Source organism: Micromonospora sp. NPDC047753, from assembly GCF_040642735.1.
In the GTDB taxonomy this organism is placed as follows: domain Bacteria; phylum Actinomycetota; class Actinomycetes; order Mycobacteriales; family Micromonosporaceae; genus Micromonospora.
Genome location: NZ_JBEYSL010000110.1, coordinates 1 through 15492 on the forward strand (window position 1 = coordinate 1; position 15492 = coordinate 15492).

At 70.2% G+C, this 15492-nt stretch carries 16 protein-coding genes; 6 read left to right on the forward strand and 10 right to left on the reverse strand.

Translation table 11 applies throughout. The annotated features are described in order from the left end of the window. On the forward strand, positions 1-702 hold a 702-nt coding region (locus tag ABZ749_RS12395; protein WP_357226752.1), incomplete at its 5' end, for an RNA polymerase subunit sigma. Between the two features lie 203 nt (positions 703-905). Beyond that, the gene (locus ABZ749_RS12400) at positions 906-1553 is read left to right on the forward strand and encodes a hypothetical protein (protein ID WP_355009394.1); all 648 of its coding nucleotides are present in this window, start codon (positions 906-908) and stop codon (positions 1551-1553) included. Between the two features lie 78 nt (positions 1554-1631). Here the strand turns inward: ABZ749_RS12400 and ABZ749_RS12405 are convergent, their stop codons facing one another. From ABZ749_RS12405 to ABZ749_RS12415, 3 genes are all read right to left on the reverse strand, one after another. Further along, on the reverse strand, positions 1632-3389 hold the full coding sequence (locus ABZ749_RS12405; RefSeq protein ID WP_357226757.1) for a stealth family protein: 1758 nt from the start codon (positions 3387-3389) through the stop codon (positions 1632-1634). Next, complete coding sequence (locus ABZ749_RS12410; RefSeq protein ID WP_357226761.1) at positions 3386-6115, reverse strand: CDP-glycerol glycerophosphotransferase family protein; 2730 nt, start codon at positions 6113-6115, stop codon at positions 3386-3388. The genes ABZ749_RS12405 and ABZ749_RS12410 overlap by 4 nt, the downstream gene beginning before the upstream one ends. A 67-nt stretch (positions 6116-6182) precedes the next feature. Next, a complete protein-coding gene (locus ABZ749_RS12415; RefSeq protein WP_357226765.1) occupies positions 6183-8000 on the reverse strand; it encodes a stealth family protein in 1818 nt (605 codons plus the stop codon). Positions 8001-8399: 399 nt separating this feature from the next. Here ABZ749_RS12415 and ABZ749_RS12420 point away from each other — a divergent pair, with 399 nt between their 5' ends. Beyond that, positions 8400-9320, forward strand: a complete 921-nt coding sequence (locus ABZ749_RS12420) for a DNA-3-methyladenine glycosylase 2 family protein (RefSeq protein ID WP_357226768.1) — start codon at positions 8400-8402, stop codon at positions 9318-9320. 21 nt (positions 9321-9341) lie between these two features. On the opposite strand, the gene ABZ749_RS12425 is transcribed toward ABZ749_RS12420, so the two are convergent. Next, positions 9342-9845, reverse strand: coding sequence for a DUF1990 domain-containing protein (locus ABZ749_RS12425; protein WP_357226770.1), 504 nt, complete (start codon positions 9843-9845; stop codon positions 9342-9344). A gap of 95 nt (positions 9846-9940) precedes the next feature. Between ABZ749_RS12425 and ABZ749_RS12430 the strand changes: the two genes are divergently transcribed. Beyond that, positions 9941-10435: a GNAT family N-acetyltransferase gene (locus ABZ749_RS12430; RefSeq protein ID WP_357226773.1), complete on the forward strand. Its 495-nt coding sequence runs from the start codon at positions 9941-9943 to the stop codon at positions 10433-10435. Here ABZ749_RS12430 and ABZ749_RS12435 read toward each other — a convergent pair. Together ABZ749_RS12435 and ABZ749_RS12440 are read right to left on the reverse strand one after the other, a co-directional pair. Continuing rightward, positions 10410-10832 carry an SRPBCC family protein gene (locus ABZ749_RS12435; RefSeq protein ID WP_357201443.1) on the reverse strand — a complete coding sequence of 141 codons (423 nt, stop codon included), beginning with the start codon at positions 10830-10832 and terminating at the stop codon, positions 10410-10412. The genes ABZ749_RS12430 and ABZ749_RS12435 overlap by 26 nt on opposite strands. Before the next feature lie 157 nt (positions 10833-10989). Continuing rightward, positions 10990-11202: a hypothetical protein gene (locus ABZ749_RS12440; RefSeq protein WP_124858806.1), complete on the reverse strand. Its 213-nt coding sequence runs from the start codon at positions 11200-11202 to the stop codon at positions 10990-10992. A gap of 135 nt (positions 11203-11337) precedes the next feature. Here ABZ749_RS12440 and ABZ749_RS12445 point away from each other — a divergent pair, with 135 nt between their 5' ends. Next, positions 11338-12453, forward strand: a complete 1116-nt coding sequence (locus tag ABZ749_RS12445) for an ATP-dependent DNA ligase (RefSeq protein ID WP_357226776.1) — start codon at positions 11338-11340, stop codon at positions 12451-12453. A gap of 89 nt (positions 12454-12542) precedes the next feature. Continuing rightward, positions 12543-14084 (forward strand): alpha/beta hydrolase, encoded by a 1542-nt coding sequence (locus ABZ749_RS12450; protein WP_357226786.1) that lies wholly within the window; start codon positions 12543-12545, stop codon positions 14082-14084. On the opposite strand, the gene ABZ749_RS12455 is transcribed toward ABZ749_RS12450, so the two are convergent. From ABZ749_RS12455 to ABZ749_RS12470, 4 genes are all read right to left on the reverse strand, one after another. Further along, positions 14011-14523: a potassium channel family protein gene (locus tag ABZ749_RS12455; RefSeq protein ID WP_357226778.1), complete on the reverse strand. Its 513-nt coding sequence runs from the start codon at positions 14521-14523 to the stop codon at positions 14011-14013. The two genes, ABZ749_RS12450 and ABZ749_RS12455, sit on opposite strands and share 74 nt — an antisense overlap. Positions 14524-14608: 85 nt before the next feature. Next, positions 14609-14908 carry a hypothetical protein gene (locus ABZ749_RS12460; protein ID WP_357226781.1) on the reverse strand — a complete coding sequence of 100 codons (300 nt, stop codon included), beginning with the start codon at positions 14906-14908 and terminating at the stop codon, positions 14609-14611. 24 nt (positions 14909-14932) lie between these two features. Continuing rightward, entirely contained in the window at positions 14933-15205 is a 273-nt protein-coding gene (locus tag ABZ749_RS12465; protein WP_357226784.1) for a hypothetical protein, read from the reverse strand. After that, on the reverse strand, positions 15198-15492 hold a 295-nt coding region (locus ABZ749_RS12470; RefSeq protein WP_357226790.1), incomplete at its 5' end, for a hypothetical protein. The genes ABZ749_RS12465 and ABZ749_RS12470, both read right to left, overlap by 8 nt.

Genomic DNA, 15492 nt, shown 5'->3' on the forward strand with positions numbered 1-15492 from the left:
CATCTCGCCACCTGCTGGGCGTGCGCGGCCGAGTTGGAGACGATGGTGCCGGTCGTCGGGCTGCTCTCCGACATCGACGGCGAGACGATGATGGCGCTGGAACAGACGGCGACCGACCCGGCCCTGCTGGACCGGACGCTCGGCGCGGTCCGGGCCGACCGGCGACGTAGCCGGTTTCGTCACCTGCTCGCGACGGCCGCCGCAGTGGTGGTCTTCGGCGGTCTGACCGGGTACGGCTTCGTCAGCGTGACCGGCAACGAGCAACCGCCGGGGGTGCTCGCCGAGTCGACGCCGAGCGCGCCCAACGACCCTCCGACGAGCGTGCCGACGGCCGCGCCGAGCGGCCCGGGTGTGGGCGGCACCGAGGTGGAGGGCGACCAGGTCGAGGCGACCGACCCGACCACCGGTGTGCAGACCACCATGTTCCTGGTGACCAAGGACTACGGCACCCGGATCAATTTCAGCCTGCGGAAGCTGCCCGGTCCACGCGTCTGCCGACTGGTGGTCGTACGCAAGAACGCCACCACCGAGGTCATCTCGACCTGGTCGGTGCCGGAGGGCGGCTATGGCACCAACACCCGGCCGCAGGGTCTCGAACTGAGCGCCTCGACGTCGGCTCTGCCGAAGGACATCAAGCAGCTCCAGGTGCAGTCGGTGGATGCCAACGGCGTGGCGAGTCCGCTGGTCACCGTACCCATGTAAGCGCGCCTACCGCATCGGCGCCGGTCATTGTCACAATGACCGGCGCCGATCTGTCGTTACGTGAAGAGTCCCTCGCGGGTGCGTACGCATGGCGGCCGTAAACGGTTCATTCGATTTAAGTGAAATTGACCACTGTTACTACTTCAACCTTGACAGCCCAACCGCCGTACCTATGGGTGAACTGTCAAGAATGAGGAGGGCACGTGGCACAGATGAAGCGGACCGTCATCGTCGCGAGCGCGATGGTCGCACTAACGGCCTGCGCTCCCGCGGGTTACGACGGGGCGAACTCGAGCGCGGCTGAGCCGGTCGCCGTCGCCGCGGCCGAGCCCACCGCGACGGTTGAACCTGAGGCCTCGGCTTCCGCGGAGGCGCCCGCCGCCGACGCCCCGCCCGCGGACGTCGACCTGACCGAGAAGTTGGTCGGCAAGAGCGTCGCCCGGATGGGCAAGGTGGTCACCGACCAGGACGGCTGGATCCTGTACCGCTTCGACAAGGACACCGCCGACCCGCCGTCGTCGAACTGCGTCGACAAGTGCGCCGAGGTGTGGCCCCCGGCGCTGACCGACGGCAACCCGGAGCTCACCGGCGTCTCGGACGACAAGGTCAGCAGCGTGACCCGGCAGGACGGCACCCGTCAGCTCACCGTCGGCGGCTGGCCGGTCTACCGCTACATCGGTGACAAGAAGCCCGGCCAGTGGAAGGGCCAGGCTGTCGGTGGCACCTGGTTCGTGGTCCAGCCGGACGGCAAGAAGAACCTGAGCTGCCTGCCCAAGGGCACGCCGAAGGCGGTCGCACCACCGGCGGACAGTGGCTCGAACGACGCAGGCGGCTCGGGCTACTCGTACTGAGCCTGGTCGCCCACGAGGGCACGGTGGTCGGTCGTTGCCGGGGAGGGCGCGACCGGCCACCGCCGTGTCCGGGGTGGGTCAGGCCCGTTCCCACGGGCTCGGCACCGGGAAGTACGTCTCCAGGAACGGGATGAGCAGCGCCATCTGCGCCTCGAGGTCCTCCTCGACGGAGAACGCGTCGTTCAGGCAGAACACCTGCCGATCCCGACGGGCGAGCAGGTGCGCCAACCGGGCGGGCGTGTCCGGGTGGGACAGCTCGGCGATGGTGTACCGCAGGTTGCCCGGTGCCGCGCGACCGGTGTGGAACGCGTAGTAGTGGTGCAGCGACGAGGCGACCGACAGGTCGTCCATGCTGCGGAACTGACTCGCCGCGGTCCGCCGGTACTGCTGCGGGAACGTCTGCTCGATCTCCTGGAGCACGCTTCGCCGCAGCGCGTGCGGCATGTGCTTCATCTTCTGGGTCAGCACGGTGCCGAACCGCTCCGCGATCAACGCCCGGTTGTTCTTCCCGGCCGCCGACGACGGAATGTCCCCGGCGGCGGGCGGGCCCGGCGGCACCAGCGCCGGCGACGGAAAGAACCGGGAGATGCCGTTGGCCAGGAAGAAGTCCTGGGGCAGCACCTCGGTGCCGAGGAAGACGTCGTCGTTGAAGTACAGGAAGTGCTCGGAGAGCCCGTCGATGTGGTGCAGCTGACTCTCGATGGCATGCGAGTTGTACGTCGGCAGCACCGTCGGATCGGTGAAGATCTCCCGATGGCTGACCACCCGCAGCCCGCTGGCGGACGGGTCCAACCAGGCCGGCACCTGGTCGTCGGTCACCACGTAGACATGGCGCACCCAGGGCGCGAACAGGTGCAGTGATCGGAGCGAGTAGCGCAACTCGTCGCGGCTGAGGAAGCGGGCAGCGCTCGCCGCCTCCGCGTGGTACGGCACCCCGGCCACCTCTGCCCGTCGGCGCAGCCAGGCCGGGTCGGTGCCGTCGACCCAGGTGTAGACCACGTCGACCGGGAACGGCACGTCGTCGGGGCGCGGTGCGGCGAACTCCGGACGCGTCCAGGCGGTCGCGGGTGCGGCGGCGGGTGCCAGGCCGGTGAACCGCGACTCCGGTACGAGGACCAGCGGCGCCGCCACGCTCACCTGTTCGGCGACGGCGTTGGGCCGCGGGGCGACGAGGGTGTCACCGTCCCGGGTCCAGAACTCGACGTCGCACCCGTACGCCTGCCCCAGCACCAGCCGCCGCTGGGGGTCGGTCCAGTACCAGGTCAGCCGCAACACCGCGGCGTCGGCAAGCCGGTCCCAGGTCTTCGGTTCGAAGCCGGCCGCCGGCTGCCCGGTGTCGTTCGGCACGCCGACGTAGCCAGGGACCCGACCGCAGGCGGCGGCGAGTGCGGCGTACGCCCGCGTGCGGTGCGCGTCGTCGACGGCGACGACCGACGAGCGGTGGGTTTCGCCGCGTACCCGGAAGTGGGGTACGCCGGCCTCGTCGAGCGCCGCCGTCACCGCGGTGAGGTTGTCCAGTCGTGCCAGCAGGGGGGTGACCGCCCCGATCCGGGCCACCCTGGGTCCCCGGTCGGCGGTGACGACAACCCGGTCCGCGCCGGCCAGCAACTCCGGCTGGCGGCGGGCCAGCCGTTCGCCCCGGCGCTCGGAGAGGTGCCCGTCCCGCGCGGCCCGGGCGACCCACTGCTTGAGCTGGTGCCGGGCCCGGGGGCTCACCTTCGTCGCGATGGCCCGCCGGGTCTGCGGGCTCAGCACCCGGCGGTACACCTCCACGAACCCGGTGGGTTCGGCCAGCGCCCGGGCTGGCTCCCCCGGTGGGGGCGTCGGGCCGCTCACCGCTGCGGGCCCGGCAGCGCCGCGATGGCGGTGGCCACCCGCTGGGAGTTGTTGCGGTCCTGGGTGACGAAGAAGTCCGTCGCCCGGCGGGTGTACTCCTCCTCACGGACGCACCCGTTCTCCAGGTACCGGATGATCGCGTCCACCGTCTCCGACGCGGTCTCGCAGACCGGGCCGAACCCGTCCTCCCGATGCTCGAAGTACCCCAACTTGTAGCCGCCGATGGTCCAGAACTCCTCGGCGTCGAACTGCGCGTAGATCAGCGGGGTGCCGAGGTAGGCGACGTCGCAGGCCGTGGAGGAGTAGTCGGTGATGAACAGGTCGCACTGGCGCAGCGCGTCCTGCACCGTCCGGCTGGTCTGGTCCGCCATGGCGAAGCAGTCGTCGGTCGGCACGAGCCCGGCCAGCAGCGAGCGCATCTCGTAGTGCGGCAGGAGTTCGAGGGTGTACCCGTACTGCCGCAGCGCCTGCCGCAGCCGCTCGTCACCGAACAACCCGGCGAGGAACATCTGGTATGCGGAGCCTTCGAAGGCGACGCGAGGCCGGGCCGCCTTGTTGTACGACGGGGTGACGAGGTAGGTGCGCCAGGTCGGCATGAACAGGATGCGACGGTGGCCCCGGTCCGGGATCAACGCGTCGAAGCGGGGTAGGCCCGTGTTCGCCACCATGTCGCCGTAGTCGAGGTCCTTCGCCACGTACTCTGCCTCGCGGTCGGCCGAGGTCACGAAGAGGTCGAAGGAGGCCCGGCCACGGTGCACACCGGCGCTGACGTCCTTCTCGATCACCCCGTGGTCGAGGAACACCCGGGTGGGGGCGATCCGCCAGTTCAGGTGCTTGAGGAAGGGCGACCGCTCCCAACTGGACGGCAGCATGTAGGAGTCGATGTCGTACGAGTTGATCAGCTTGGTGGCGTGCAACATCAGGAACTTGTGTCGCAACGACCCGTGCGTGACCACGTTGCCCAATCCCTGCAACCGGGGCCGGTCCGGGCTCTCCTTGGCCAACAGGTAGTAGACGTTGCGCCGACGCTCCACCTGCCGCAGGTGCCGGAACAGGTGCGAGGAGTTGTCCTGCGCGGTGTCGGTGCGCTCGCCGACCAGCCACACGTCGCGTCGGCTCATCAGCGGCGCGGTGAGCGTACGCAGCAGCCGCTCTTTCCAGAACGGGCCCCGGGAGGCCGCGTGCCGCAGGTCCTTGCGGAGCATCAGGCGTCGCCACCGGCGCTGTCCAGCCACCCCGGCCTTGCGCTGGACCAGCAGCTCCGCGTTCTCCCGCCCACTGAACGTGGGCAGGACCCGGGTGTTGCCGGCCAGCTTCAGGGTCGCGTCACGCAGGTAGGCCGCCGAGATCAGGCAGTGCCGGGAGGCCTGCCCGGTCGCGGTCAGGAACACCAGCCGCAGCGCGTGCTGGCCGCCACGCAGTTTGCTGATCGGCAGCTCCGCCGAGAAGCCCGACCACTCCCGGTCGTCGTCTCCGGCCTTGAGGTCCGCCCGTCGTTCAGCGGTGACCGGCACCGTGAGGCTGCTGCCCCGCACCCGCAGCCCCATCGGCGTGCTCAGCGGCGCACGCATCGGCAGACCGTTGACCACCAGGTGTCCGGAGACCTTGAGCGTCTCCCCCGAGGACGTGAGCCGCGTCTGCTCCAGCCGCACCCCGACCGCTGTCACCTTGGTCAGCGGGAGCAGCGCCGGCGTCACCGGGTAGTCGAGGTGCAGGTCACCGCCGCAGGCGACGACCCCCCTCAGCCGCTGCCAGGGACGCGCGAACAACTCGAAGTCGTACAACTTGAACGCCAGGTACGGGACGCGGTGCCGGGTGTCGATCGTCCAGTGGGCGATGAAGGCGGGATCGATGTCCTGGTAGATCCGGGTGCACTTCTCGAAGATCTTCCACAGGTCGGCGTCCTCGAAGAGGGTGTGCGCCCGCATGGCGAAGCCCTGGTAGCTGCGGACGAGCCACCGTTCGAGCACCTCGCGGCGGAACACGTCCAGGTCGGGCCGCAGGTCGGCCAGGGTCTCGCACAGCTCCAGGTGATCCCAGAAGTTCTGCTCCCGGACGAAGAGGTTGTCCATGATGGAGCTGCTGACCGCGCGCTTGCGGTACTGGTAGACCACCGTGTCGACCAGGGCGATGCGCTCGGCCTTGAGCAGCATCGGGATGGCCAGGAACGCGTCCTCGAAGTGGACCCCCTCGCGGAACCGGAAACCGTGCCGGCGCAGTTGGACGAGGTCGTACAGCTTGTGGCACGGGCCGGCGTCGAAGATCAGATCTGGCGCGTCGACGACGGACTCCAGCAGCCGGTCACCCTTGCCGAACGGCTTCTTCCACAGGAACGCGGTCGGCTTCGGGAAGGTGTCCATGTCGCCGACGGCGATGCTCGCCCGGTGGGTCACGATCGCCTTGAGCAGCACCTCGATGGCGCGCGGTGGCAGCAGGTCGTCGGAGTCGACGAACGCCACGTACGGCGTGTCGGCCAGGTCGAGCGCCAGGTTGCGGGCCGCCCCGGGCCCGCTGTTGGGCTGTTGCAGGGCGGTCACGTTTGGGTGCTCGGCGGCGAACTGCTTGGCCAGCAGGTCGGAGCCGTCGGTGCTGCCGTCGTCGACCAGGATGACGTGGCACTGGCCGAAGACGGTCTGCGCCGCGATCGACCCGAGTGTCTCGGGCAGGTAGTCCACCACGTTGTAGACCGGAACGATGATCGTGACCTGCGGGGCGGGGTCTACCACTCTGGGCTCCACTGGAGAGGGTGCGGGAAACGCGGGGGGAACATCGGCGCGTCGGTCGGGTGCGGGCTCACTCGTCGCGCCCGAGCAGGACGGCTTTGAAGTCGCTGACCGTGTTGAGCATGTTGTTGGGCATGGTGGGCGCGTCGACCGGGGCGCGTCGACGGGCATCCAGCACCGGGCGGTACGAACGCCGCCACAGCTCCCCCGCGCCCACGTTCCGCCGCTCCGCCACCACGTCGTCCGGCAGCTCGAACGGGGCGGGGAAGGGCAGGTAGCGCGGCAGGAAGTCGGCCAGCATCCGCTCCTGCTCGGCGAACGACAGCGGGTCGGAGTCGGTGTCGTTGAGGCAGAACACGTCGCGGTTGCGACGAGCCAGCAGCTCGGCCAGCCGGGCGGGGGTCGAGGGGTGACCCAGGTCGGCGTACTCGTACTCGATGTCGCCGGGGACGGCCTGCGCGGTCAGGAACGCCCAGTACTGGTGCAGCGACGACGGGATGGACAGGTCGCCGTGGTGCCGGAACCGGTGCCGCGCGGTGGCCGCCACCTCGTCCGGAAGCGTGCCCTCGATCTGCTGCATGATGCTGCGGCGCAGCGCGAACGGGGTGTGCTTCATCTTCTGCGTGATGGTCACGCCGAACTGCCGTTGGATGTGCCGACGGTTGTTCTTTCCGGCGGCCTTCACCGGCGGGTCCTCCGGCTTCGCCTCCCCCAGGCCGAACTGGGCCGGCGAGGGGAAGAATTTGGCGATCCCGTTGGCGTGGAAGAAGTGGTTCGGCAGCAGCGGACGACCGAGGAACACGTCGTCGTTGAGGTAAAGGAAGTGTTCGGCCAGTCCGTCGATGCGGTGCAGTCGGGACTCGATGGCGTGCGAGTTGTACGACGACCGGCCACCGAGGTCGGCGAAGAGCTCGGCGTGCGAGATGATCGTGATCATCGGATGGCTCGGGTCGAGCCAGCTCGGCAGTTGGCTGTCGGTGATCAGGAAGATCCGCCGCAGCCAGGGCGCGAAGCTGTGCAGCGACCGCATCGAATACCGCAGCTCGTCGCGGTTGTGGTAGCGCGAGGAGTTGGCCGCGACCGCGTGCAACGGGTCGCCGGGGGTGCCGAGCGCCATCGACTTGCGCTTGAGCCACTGCGGGTCGGAGCCGTCCACCCAGGTGTAGACGGCGTCGATCGGGAAGCCGATCCGGTCCGGCGCCCGGACGGCCAGATCCCGGCGGGTGCCGTAGGTGTGGTCGTCGGCTTCGGGCACGAAGTGGCTCATCAGCGCCGCCGCCACCCGGACCGGCTGGGCCCGGGCGGGAGCCTCGTCGACGACCCCGTTGCGCCGGGGAGCGCGGACCATGTCTCCGTGCTGACTCCAGAACTCGATCTCGCACGCGAACTGGGCACCGAGGACGACACCGGCGCGGGCGTCGGTCACCGGGAAGCAGACCTGGATCACCTCGGTCGGGGCGCCGTCCGGTTGATCGCGACGGGGCTGGACCTGCACCACCCGGACGTCCGCGCCCGACAGTTCCGGCGCGGAGCGGATCAGGCGTCGTACCGCCGTCCGCTGGTCGTTGAGGACCGCGACGGTGCTGCGCAGGTGGTCGTCGTTACGAATGCAGTGGTATTCGATGCCAGCGGCGTGCAGCGCCGTGGTGACGGCGGTGAGGTTTCGGTGCCACTGCTGCAACGGGGTCGCCGTGGCGACGACCTCGGCCCGGGTCCGAACGCCGCCGTCGGTCACTGCCACCCGGGCACCGAGGTGATGCACGGTGTCGCTGCCGCGCGGGCGGGAGAGCGTCTGCACCAGGCCGATCCGCCGGTGTGCGGGCAGCAGACCCAGCAGCCGTCGCCGTGCCGACGACGGCAGGAGTCGATAGATCTTCAGGGCGATCATGCGCTGGGCCGCCGTCCGCTCGGGACGGCCGCCTCGTCAGCGGGCACCCGTCAGCCCTGCGGACGGGCAGCAGGGTGAAATCCCACTCGCGTTGATTCGACACAGACTCGCGCAGCCATCACTGCATGCCCTTCCACAGATCCCCCGTTGACACTGCGCAGGTGGCCCGAGGCACTCGTTTACCTGCAGGCCATCAAACAACCACATGATCGATACCTGACCCACCGCCAAAAATGGCATAAGGGCGGTATGCGAGGGTTCGCCGAGATAATCCTGGCCGTTCGGGTGATCAACCACACCGGGAAAGTCGGCCGAACGTACCCCCGCGAAGCTCCTCAACCCCGGGCGGAACCGATACGGCCGCTCGTCAGCCCGCACGTGACCTGGCACAGTAGCGGGGTGACCGAGACCGGACCCGCCGCGACCAGGGTGCTGCACCCACCGGTCGGCTACCGGCTGATCGCCTCGGTCCGCGCCCTCACCTTCAGCCCGTACGACCCGTGCGCCCGGCTGGCGGCCGGCACCTTCTGGTGGGCCACCCGCACCCCGGACGGTCCGGCCACGCTCGCGCTGCGACCGGCCGGCGGCGAGTTGCTCGCGGAAGGGTACGGGCCCGGCGCCGAGCACGTCCTCGCCCGCGCCGACGCGATCGCCGGGCTGCGCGACAACCTGACCGGCTTCACCGACCTGGCCGCGGCGCACCCGCTGGTCGCCCGGCTGGCCCGGGAGCACCGGGGGCTGCGGATGCCCGCCACCGGGGAGGTCTTCCCCCGACTGCTGCGCGCGGTCTTCGAGCAGAAGGTCACCGGCAAGGAGGCCTACCGGGCGTACGCGGCGATGGTGCGGCACTTCCGGGAGCCGGCTCCCGGCCCGTTGCAGCCGCTGCTCCTTCCGCCCGAGGCCGCCACCGTCGCCGCAGCCCCGTACTGGGTGTTCCACCCGTTCGGGGTGGAGCAACGCCGAGCCGACACGCTCCGTCGCGCCGCCGCGCTCGCCGACCGCCTGGAGCGCAGCACCGACGCAGCCGACGCCACCCGCCGGCTGACCGCGATCCCCGGCATCGGACCGTGGACGGCCGCGGAGGTGGTCCGGATCGCGTACGGCGACCCGGACGCGGTCAGCGTCGGCGACTACCACATCCCGAACACGGTGGCCTGGGCCCTCGCTGGCGAACCGAGGGGCGACGACGCCCGGATGATGGCCCTGCTGGAGCCGTTCCGAGGTCACCGGGGCCGGGTGTGTCTGCTGCTGGAGGCGGCCGGCATCCGGGCACCGAAGTACGGCCCCCGCGCCCCGATCCGCTCGTTCGCCCGGTTCTGAGTCGCTGCGGCGCGAGGGCGTTCAGCGACCCGCGCACAGCCGACGCAGGGTACGGCCGAGCCACCAGGCGTACGTGTGCTGCACGGCCCTCACCGCCGGGCCGCCGGCGCGGGTGAACCAGCGGTCCGGAAGGCTGAACGCGCGGACCTCGAACCAGACCGCGCCGGCGTCGTCGCGGACGACCTCGAACGCCTCCTCACCCCGCTCCGGATGCCCGGGCAGGGTGCCGTAACCGAAACCGGCGAGCGTTGGTGAGTCCACGCTCCAGACCACCCGGCACGGCCCCCAGAGGCGGGCCGGGCCGACGCCGAGGCCGGAGGCCACCAGCACACCGGTGGTGGCCCGCGGCGCGTCGGTGCGGATACGGACACCGGCGGCGCGGTGCAGCCGCCAGCTCAACACCGCGTCGGCTGCGGTCTCGAAGCAGCCGCCGGGCAACGGATACCGGTGGCGCAGGTGGTGGTACCCGCCGGGCAACGGCCCGTGCCGGGTCGACCCCACCTCCGGGTACGTCAGCTCGGCCACCGTTCCCCCTCGACCTCGACCGGACACGGCCAGGGTACGGCCGGCGCGGTCGGGCCGCCCGTCGATGGCGACGGCGGCTGTGGTGTGCTGCCCCGATGAACGCAGAGGCGAGCATCGTTCCAGCCGGTGTCGTGGACGCCGGCGAGATCCTCACCGTCCAGCGCGCCGCGTACCTGACCGAGGCGCAGCACTACAGCGATCCGTTCCTGCCTCCGCTGACCGAGACGTTGGACGAGGTCACGGCGGTGCTGGCCGGCCCGAGCATCGTGCTCGCGGCCCGGTTGGGGCACCGGCTGGTCGGCTCGGTGCGGGCCCACCTGGACGGGGACACGGCGCACGTCGGCCGCCTCTCGGTCGCCCCCGACCAGCAGGGGCGGGGTGTCGGGGCGCGACTGCTCACCGCCATCGAGCGGGCCTGCGCCGGCCGGGCGGCCCGCTTCACCCTGTTCACCGGAGCGGACAGCGCGCGCAACCTGCGGTTGTACGAGCGGCACGGCTACCGGATCGTGGCGCACCGCCCGGACCCGAACGGCATCCCGTTGGCGGTGCTGGAGAAGCCGGCCGTCAGCCCCGCTCGCAACGACGCCTGAGCCCGTCGGCCTCCATCCGCACGTAACGACGGAACAGCCCGCCGTACAGCCGGCCGATCAGGCCGGCCAGCGGGCCGGACTGGCTGAAGGCCAACTCGACGCGGGTGCGCCCGTCGGGCAGCGGCAGAAGCCGGTGTTCTGCCGTGGTTCGGACACCGGGCGCGTCGGAGACCCAGACGAACTCCCGTCGGTCGGTCAACTCGGTGACCCGCCAGAGGGCCGGCCGCAGCTTCGGCTGGGTCAGTCGCGCGGTAGCGCCGACGGTCAGCGGCCCCGGCTCGCCCCGCTCGGCCCGGGTCACCGAGTCCGTCCACTCGGGCCAGCGGGGCACGTCGACAAGCACCGCCCAGACCTGCTCGGCATCCGCGGCGATCTCGGTATCGGCCTCGAACCGCATGGTGTCCCCTCCCCGGCGGCGCCGCTCGGCACCGCCACGGGTGCAGACGAGGCCGCCGGGAGCATTGTGACAGCGAGATTCACCGCGGTCCGTCCCTCCTCAGTGGAGGAGGCACCCGGGCCGGGCATTTCCTGCCCGCGCGCCGCCGCCGCGCGGATCAGGCGGCCTCGCGCAGGTCGGCCAGGGTGAGCGGGGTACGCCGCCGCAGCAGCTCCTCCAGCTCCGGCACCGAACCCACCTCGCCGAGCACGTTCCGGCCGCCGCCGAACCGCTCCGGATAGCGGCGGGTCAGCCGGAAGCGGTAGCGGCCCCGGATCAGCTCGACGCTCACCCGCCACCGCCCGCAGCAGTCACAGACCCACTCGGACACCTCGCGAAAGTAGCTCTGACCTGGGGTTATTTGATTCGCCCGGTCGGGACGAGCGGCGCGCGGGGGGACACGCCGCCCCGCCGTGCACGGTGATCTGCCTCACGACTGTCGGCACCGTCTGATTGACTGGTCGGCGTGGACCTGCCGATCAACCCGCCGGTCGAGCCGATGCTGGCCAAGAGCGTTCCCAAGCTACCCACCACGCCCGGGGTGACCTACGAGCCCAAGTGGGACGGGTTCCGGTGCATCGTGTTCCGCGACGGCGACGAGGTCGAGCTGGCCAGCCGGGGCGGCAAGTCGATGACCCGCTACTTCCCCGAGGTGGTCGAGCAGGCCCGCCGGCAGCTGCCGCCGCGGTGCGCCGTCGACGGCGAGTTGATCGTGATTCGGCGCGACGGGCCGAGCGGCCAGCCCCGGCTGGATTTCGAGCTGCTGGCCCAGCGCGTCCACCCGGCCGCGTCCCGGGTGAAGATGCTGGCCGAGACCACCCCGGCCGACTTCGTCGCGTTCGACCTGCTGGCGATCGGTGACGAGGCCCTGCTCGACCAGCCCTACCCGCGCCGCCGGGAGCGGCTGGTCGAGGCGCTGGCCGGGGTGCGCCCGCCGGTGCACGTCACCCAGGTCACCACCGACCCGGACACCGCGCGGCGCTGGTTCGACGTCTTCGAGGGCGCCGGGCTGGACGGTTTGATCGTCAAGCCGGCCGACCTGCCGTACGAGCCGGGCAAGCGACTGATGTTCAAGGTCAAACATGCCCGCACCGCGGACGCGGTGGTGGCCGGCTTCCGCTGGCACAAGTCCGGCCCGGTGGTGGGGTCGCTGCTGCTCGGCCTGTACGACGACGCCGGGGTCCTGCACCACGTGGGCGTGAGCGCGTCGTTCAGCATGGCCCGCCGCGCCGAGTTGCTCGACGAGCTGGCGCCCTATCGGGACACCGGCGGCGTGCACCCGTGGGTGCACGGCGACCACGAGCGTGGCCAACGCATCCCCGGTGGGGTCAGCCGGTGGACCGGCACGAAGAACCTGGAGTGGGAGCCGGTGCGCCCCGAGCTGGTGGTCGAGGTGGGCTACGACGCCATGGAGGGCGAACGGTTCCGGCACACCGCGCAGTTCGTCCGGTGGCGCCCGGACCGCGACCCCCGATCCTGCCGCTACGACCAGTTGGACCGGCCGATCCGCTTCGACGTGGACCAGGTGCTGCGCGGCGACCCGACGGCCACCGTGGACCGAGCCGCCACCGGCTCGGCGTAGCCTGGCCCGTCGACCCGATTCCGGAGGACCACGTGATCCGCACCGCCGACCAGCCTCGGAGGGCGTCCAGCCGCGGGGGCCATCGCACTCTGGCAGCCTTCGTCGTCGCCGCGCTGCTCACCGCCGGTTGCACGCTGCCGGCGTTCGCGCCGCGCACCGAGGCGGAGGGCGCGGCCGCCCCGACCGGCAGCTCGCCGAACTGGCGGCCCTGCCCGGAGGTGCCCGACGAGTTGGTTGGGCGGAGCGCACCGAACATGCGCTACGAGTGCACGCGGATTCAGGTGCCCCGTGACTGGGGCACCGGCAACGGGGCGAGCGCCGGCCCGGGCGCCGGGCAGACCTTCGAGATCGCCCTGCTGCGCGCCCGGTCCACCAAGCAGCGCGACCGATTGGGCTCCCTGGTGATCAACCCGGGCGGCCCAGGCGGTTCCGGTGTCGACACCGCCGTCTACCTCTCCTTCGGCGCCCAGTTCGGCGGTCTGCCCGCCTCGATCACCGAGCGCTTCGACATCGTCGGCTTCGACCCGCGCGGGGTCTCCCGCTCCAGTCCGGTGAAGTGCATCTCCGACGCCGACCTGGACGCCAGCTTCGGCTTCGACCCGGACCCGGCGAGCCAGTCGGCATTCGACGGCTTCGTCGGTCTGAGCCAGCGGATCGGGCGTGGCTGCGGCGACCGCTACGGCGACCAGTTGCCGCTGTACGGCACCGAGCAGGCCGCCCGCGACATGGACGCGGTACGCGCCGCCGTGGGCGACGACAAGCTCACCTACCTGGGCTACTCGTACGGCACCCTGCTCGGTGCCACGTACGCCCAGCTCTACCCCCAGCGGGTGCGGGCGCTGGTGCTCGACGGCGCTGTCGACCCGCAGCAGCGGCTGGTCGAGGGCTCGGAGAGCCAGGCCCGTGGCTTCGAACGGGCCTTCACCAACTTCACCCGCTGGTGCGCGGCGAACGCCGGCCGCTGCCCGATCGCCCCGGACGCCCGCGCCGCTGTCACCTCGGCCATCGACAAGGCCAAGGTCTCCCCGGTACGCGGCGACGACGGGCGGGAGGCCACCGCCGGCTGGGTGTTCTACGCCGTCATCTCCTCGCTCTACACCGAATCCGGCTGGCAGGAGCTGGCCCAGGCGATCGACAAGCTCGCCGAGGGCGACCCGAAGGACGTGTTCCGACTCGCCGACGCGTACGCCGGCCGGGAGGACAACGGGCACTACTCGAACCTGTTCGACGCCAACCTGGCCATCAACTGCGCCGACGAGACGGAAAAACCGAGCCGGCAGCAGATCCGGCAGTTGCAGTCCGAGTGGCGCGGAAAATACCCGCTGTTCGGGCCGGCGTTGGCGGTCGGCATGCTGAGCTGCGTCGAATGGCCGGGCGGGCGTGACCCCTACCCGACCGGGAAGGCGAACGGCGCACCGCCGATCGTGGTGGTCGGCACCACCGGCGACCCGGCGACGCCGTACGAGCAGACCCCACGGCTCGCGTCGATGCTGGGTGTCGGTCGGGTGCTGACCTGGGAGGGCGAGGGGCACACCGCCTACCCGCAGACCTCCTGCATCACCAACGCTGTCGACGCGTACCTGATCGACCTGACGGTCCCCCGCGAGGGGCTTCGCTGCCCGCCCCGTTGACCGGCTGGGTCGGCGGTAGCGGGGGCAGATTTATGCCCCGCCGGGCGGCCAGTTCCTCCAGCAGCGCCCGCATCCGGCGCACGTCGGCCTTGAGCTGTTCCTGCTCCTCATGCTCGAAGGCGTTGTCGTCGACGATGAGCCGGCTCGCGAAGTGCGCGGTGATCAGCGGGATGACCAGCAGCACCATGGTCGAGATGAGCAGCGCGGCCAGCGTCCGGCCCGCCCAGGTGGTCGGCGAGATGTCGCCGTACCCGACGGTGGAGGCGGTCACCACAGCCCACCAGACGGCGTCGGCCGGGCTGCGCTCCTCGACCTCGCCGTAGATGACACCGGCCACCACGATCATCAGCAGGTACGAGGTGATCAGCGTGCGGGGCGAGTTGGCGAACCACACCAAGGCCCGGTATATCCACCGGAACGGCAGCAGCAGGAGTTCCATGCCGCCCCATGCTGCCCGCCGCCCGCAACTTGCTCCGGCCCATCTGCCGCAAACTACCGGTACCTGACTTTTTCCAACCGCTTCATCATTTACTTTTTGCGATGCCGGCATAGAACGCCGCCGCCATTGCCGAAAATTCGTTCGAATAAGCCGCCATGCGTCGTCGGCCCTCCGTTGACCGCAACCAGGAAAGGATCCTGTCCAGGTATTCCTCGATCGACCCCTCCCAGTCCGTAAAGTAATCATCTCGCAGAAATGCCTCCATGAATGCGAGGAAATCAGCGTCGGACGTCACCGTCTCGCTTAGCCGATCGAACTCGTCAGCAGCTTGACCGGTCGACCCGAGGAAGTGGTCTATATCCGACTTTCGTGAATCAGCGCTCAAGGCCCTGATCATCTCCGTTCGGCTCTACTCGTAGTGCCGTCCGACCCACAGCCAGCCAGCCGTGTCGGCCCAACGATCGGGATCTTCATATTCATCTCCTACCATGTCTTGGAAGGCTCTCGCGATGGATCCGAGATAGTCCCCTACATTGCCGCTCTCCCACTCCTCCCGCCGTTCCACCAGATCGCTGCGCAACGCCACCACGAACTCAATAAGATCGTCGTGCGAGCGCACAGTCTCATCCAAGCCTACGTTCTCGCCCGATGCGTCCAAGAAAAAGCGGTCTACGTCATGCATCCCATCCCAATCTTTTGTGCCATGTTCGCTGCCACTGCGGATTTCTGCTCGAGGATTTGAGCGTGATCCGGTTACCACCATCGATCTCTGTGTTCTTCCTCTTCTTCTTGCTCGGATCGAATCGATCTTTGAAGACCTCACGCCCGGTCGCTTTTTTAGTCCTGATCGGCTTGTTGGCGATCTGATACGCCAGCACCGCGTCGCACCCGGCACCGGCACCCGTCCGAGCCGCACCGGGCGGATCGACCTGGTGATCCAGCTCGGCACGGACCGGCCCCCGGCGCTGC